This is a genomic window from Rhodococcus sp. NPDC057529, assembly GCF_042802055.1.
Classification (GTDB): domain Bacteria; phylum Actinomycetota; class Actinomycetes; order Mycobacteriales; family Mycobacteriaceae; genus Rhodococcus_F.
Window position 1 is genome coordinate 1 of sequence record NZ_JBHVEY010000061.1, and the last position, 4,673, is coordinate 4,673.

Here is a 4,673-nt window from a genome sequence, read left to right on the forward strand (position 1 = left end):
GAGTGGTTGATGGCGTTTTCGGTGGGGGCGTGTTTGGTGGTGGCGCCGCCGGGGGTGTTCGGGGGTGCGGTGTTGGGGGAGTGGTTGGAGGTGGAGGGGGTGTCGCATTGTTTTGTGACGCCGTCGGTGTTGGGTTCGGTGGAGGGGTCGTTGGGTTCGGTGCGGGTGTTGGTGGTGGCGGGGGAGGTGTGTGGTCCGGAGTTGGTGGAGCGGTGGGGTGTGGGTCGGGAGTTGTTCGATGCGTATGGGCCGACCGAGGTGACGGTGCAGGCGACGGTGAGTGGGGCGTTGGTGCCGGGGGGTGGGGTGACGGTGGGTGGTCCGGGGGTGGGTGTTGAGGTGGTGGTGTTGGATTCGTGGTTGCGGCCGGTGCCGGTGGGGGTGGTGGGGGAGTTGTATGTGGGGGGTGTGGGGTTGGCGCGGGGGTATCACGGGTTGGTGGGGTTGACGGCGGTGTCGTTTGTGGCGAGTCCGTTTGGTGTGGGGTCGCGGTTGTATCGGACGGGGGATTTGGTGCGGTGGGATGGGTTGGGGTCGTTGGTGTTTGTGGGGCGGGCTGATTTTCAGGTGAAGGTGCGGGGGCAGCGGGTGGAGTTGGGGGAGGTGGAGTCGGTGTTGGTGTCGTGTCCGGGGGTGGGTGCGGCTGTGGTGGTGGTGGGTTCGGGTGGTGGGTTGGTGGGGTATGTGGTGCCGGAGGTGGGGGTTCGGGTGGATTCGGGTGCGGTGGTGGAGTTTGCGGGGTCGGTGTTGCCGGGGTTCATGGTGCCGTCGGTGGTGGTGGTGTTGGGGGAGTTGCCGGTGACGGTGTCGGGGAAGGTGGACCGCGCCGCACTACCCGAACCGGACACGGCCCCCCGCGGGCCGGACCGCGCGCCGCGCAGCGCTGCGGAAGACACACTGGCGTCCGTGTTCGCCGAAGTACTCGGCGTCGAGAAGGTCGGATTCGACGAGTCGTTCTTCGCCCTGGGCGGCGACAGCATCCTGTCCATCCGCCTCGTATCACGCGCCAAGGCACGAGGGTTGGTGTTCACCCCGCAGCAGGTGTTCGAGCACCGGACGGTGGCCGCGCTCGCAGCGGCGTCGGAGATCGCGGACGGTGAGACCACGATCGCCCTCGCCGAATTCGAGGGCGGCGGAATCGGCACCTTCCCGCCCACCCCGGTGGTCCGGTACCTGATCGAGCGGGGTGGGCACTACGAGAGGTTCAGCCAGAGCGTGCTGCTCGACCTCCCGCGGACCGTCGACGCGGACCGGCTCCTCGCGACCGTCACCGCGGTGCTCGCGCGCCACGACATGCTGCGGTCGCGGTTGTATCGGGACGCGAACGGGCAGTGGCAGATGGAGACTCGCGCTCCGTCCGACGTCGGCGCCGCGTCACTGCTGCGGCGGGTCGTCGTCGACCCGGCCGTCGATCCCGGCCTCGTGGCAGACCTGGTCGCGACCGAGCACCAGGCCGCCGTGGAGAGACTGCGCCCGTCCGACGGGGTGGTCGTCCAGTTCGTGTGGCTCGACCCCGCGCCTGCCACCGCAACCCCGGGCCGATTGATCGTGGTGGCACACCACCTCGCGGTCGACGGGGTGTCGTGGCGGATTCTGCTGCCCGACTTCGTGACCGCCTGGCATCAGGTGGGCGCCGGGAGCGTGCCGGCACTCCCGGAACCGGCGACGTCGATGCGCCGGTGGGCGCACGCGCTGGCGGAGGAAGCCGGCCGGAGCGAGCGAATCGCCGAACTGGGGTGGTGGCAGTCCGTCGCCGGGGGACCCGATCCGCTGATCACCGACCGCCCCCTCGACCCGGGCGTGGACGTCGCCACCGCCCTGCAGGACGTGAGTGTCGAGACCTCCCCCGACGACACGTCCGTGCTGCTCACCCGGCTACCGGACCTCTATCACGGGGGCGCTCTCGACGTTCTGCTGACGGCACTGGTGGTGGCGTCGTCGAGGTGGCGAGCCGAACGGGGGATCCCCGGAACGTCGACGCTGATCCGATTGGAAGGGCACGGCCGGGAGCAGCAGGTCGTGCCGGGCGCCGACCTGTCCCGCACCGTCGGCTGGTTCACGACCGTCTTCCCGGTCCGCGTCGAACTCCGCGGCATCGACCTCGACGACGCGCTCGCCGGCGGCCACGGCCTGGGCAGCGCACTGAAGCGGGTGAAGGAACACCTCCGGGCGGTGCCGGACATGGGTATCGGCTACGGACTGCTCCGGTACCTCAACCCGGACACCGCGGGCAGCCTGCCGCACACCGAACCGGGGCAGATCAGTTTCAACTACCTCGGCCAGGTTCCGGATCCGTCCGCCGGCGACACCGCGGCCGGCTGGACCCCCGCCGACGGGTTCGGCGACCTCCGCTACGTCCCGGACCCGGACATGCCGGCGTCGGCCGCCCTCGAGATCACCGCGATCGTGATCGGCGGACGGCTCCGGGTCGGTTTCGGTTTCCCGCACACCCTGCTCGCGCGTGCCGACGTGGAGAGGCTGGCAACGCGATGGCGGGAGGCGCTGTCCGCCTTGGTGTCCCACGCACACAGCGGGGTCGCCGGTGGGCTCACGCCGTCGGACGTTCCCCTCGTCGACGTCACCCAGGACGACCTGGACACGTGGGAGGAGCACTTCGGAGCGCTGACCGACGTGTGGCCGCCCACCCCGCTGCAGGCCGGGTTGCTGTTCCACGCCCTGCTCGCGAAACCGTCGATCGACGCCTACACCGTGCAGGTGGAACTGCACCTCGAGGGTGCTTGCGACCCGGACCGGATGCGCCGTGCCGCGGCGGCACTACTCGAGCGGCACGCGAATCTGCGGGTGGCGTTCGTCCCCGCCCGGGACGGAACGTTCGTGCAGGTGGTGCCCGCGACCGTCGACGTACCGTTCCGCGAACTCGACCTCACCGGCCTGCCGGAGGACGAGCGGACCACCGAACTGGAGCGCGTCCTCGCCGCCGAGCGGGCCGCGCAGTTCGACACGTCCCGGGCCCCGCTGCTGCGGTTCCTGCTCGTGTCGACCGGCAGCCGGGAATCGCGGCTCGTGTGGACCCACCACCACACGCTCCTGGACGGATGGTCGATGCCGCTCGCGATCCGCGAACTGCTCGCGCTCTATGTGGCCGGGGACGCCGATGCGTCGGCGCTGCCGCGGCCTCGGCCCTATCGCGACTTCCTGTCGTGGCTGCACCGCCGGGACGCGGCCGAATCGCGGGAGGCCTGGGCGACCGCACTCGCCGGCATCGACGGACCGACACTGCTCCTGCCCGATGCCCGGGGGCGGCAACTGTCGGCTCCCCCCGAGAGCGCCCAGTACACGGTGTCCGAGGAACTGACCGCCGACCTCACGGCCCTCGCGCGGACCCGCAACACGACACTGAACACGATCACGCAGGTGGCATGGGGCATCGTGCTGGGGGCCGGGACGTCCCGCGACGACGTGACGTTCGGGAGCACCGTGTCCGGGCGGTCGCCGCACCTGCCCGGGGTGGAGTCGATGATCGGGCTGTTCGTCAACACCGTGCCCACCCGTATCACTCTCGACCCCCGGGAGACCCTGGGTGCGCTGCTCGACCGGACGCAAGCGGAACAGGCAGCCCTCCTCGACCACCATCACCTCGGCCTCGCCGACATCCAGCGCGCGGTCGGCGCCGACATCGGGTTCGACACCGCGACCGTCTTCGAGTCGTACCCGATCGACCGGGGAGGCCTCACCGAGGACACCGATCTCGCCGGCATCCGGGTGGTCGACGTGCGCGGCGTCGACGCCACGCACTACCCGCTGAGTGTGGCCTTCTCCGTGGACACCCGGTTGCGCATGACATTCCACTACCGGCCCGACCTGATCGACCGGGCCACCGTCGACTCGATCGCGGGACAGGTCACCCGCGTGCTCGAGGCGATGGCGTCGGATCCGGGTGTGGGTGTGGGTGGGGTGGGTGTGTGGGGGTCGGGTGTGGGGTTGGTGTGTGGTGGGTCGGGTGTGGGGGTGCGGTTGTTGCCGGAGATTTTGGCGGGGGGTGTGGGTTTGGGTGGGGGTGGGGTGGCGGTGTCGTGTGGGGGTGTGGAGTTGTCGTATGGGGAGTTGGATGGGTGGTCGAATCGGTTGGCGCGGGTGTTGATTGGTTGTGGGGTGGGTCCGGAGGTGGTGGTGGGGGTGGTGGTGCCGCGGTCGGTGGAGTTGGTGGTGGCGGTGTGGGCGGTGGTGAAGTCGGGGGGTGTGTTCGTGCCGGTGGATGTGGGGTTGCCGGTGGGGCGGGTGCGGGAGGTGTTGGTGGATTCGGGTGCGGTGGTGGGGTTGTCGGTGTCGGGGGTGGTGGTGCCGTCGGTGGTGGAGTGGTTGCGGGTTGATGATGTGTCGGTGGTGGAGGGGGTGTCGGGGGAGTCGGTGTCGGAGGGGGAGCGGTTGGGTGGGTTGGGGGTGGGGAATGCGGCGTATGTGATGTATACGTCGGGGTCGACGGGGCGTCCGAAGGGGGTGGTGGTGTCGCATGGGGGGTTGGCGAATTTGGTGGAGGAGGTGCGGGTTCGGTTCGGGTTGTGGTCGGGGTGTCGGGTGTCGCATGTGTCGTCGCCGGGTTTTGATGCGGCGGTGTACGAGTGGTTGATGGCGTTTTCGGTGGGGGCGTGTTTGGTGGTGGCGCCGCCGGGGGTGTTCGGGGGTGCGGTGTTGGGGGAGTGGTTGGAGGTGGA

General features: G+C 70.0%; 1 protein-coding gene and 1 pseudogene. Both read left to right on the forward strand.

The window, feature by feature from the left end:
• Positions 1–9 precede the first annotated feature (9 nt).
• A pseudogene (locus ACFU5V_RS42975) lies at positions 10–756 on the forward strand (AMP-binding protein); the annotation flags it as partial.
• Between the two features lie 150 nt (positions 757–906).
• On the forward strand, positions 907–4,673 hold a 3,767-nt coding region (locus ACFU5V_RS42980), incomplete at its 3' end, for a condensation domain-containing protein (RefSeq protein ID WP_378707511.1).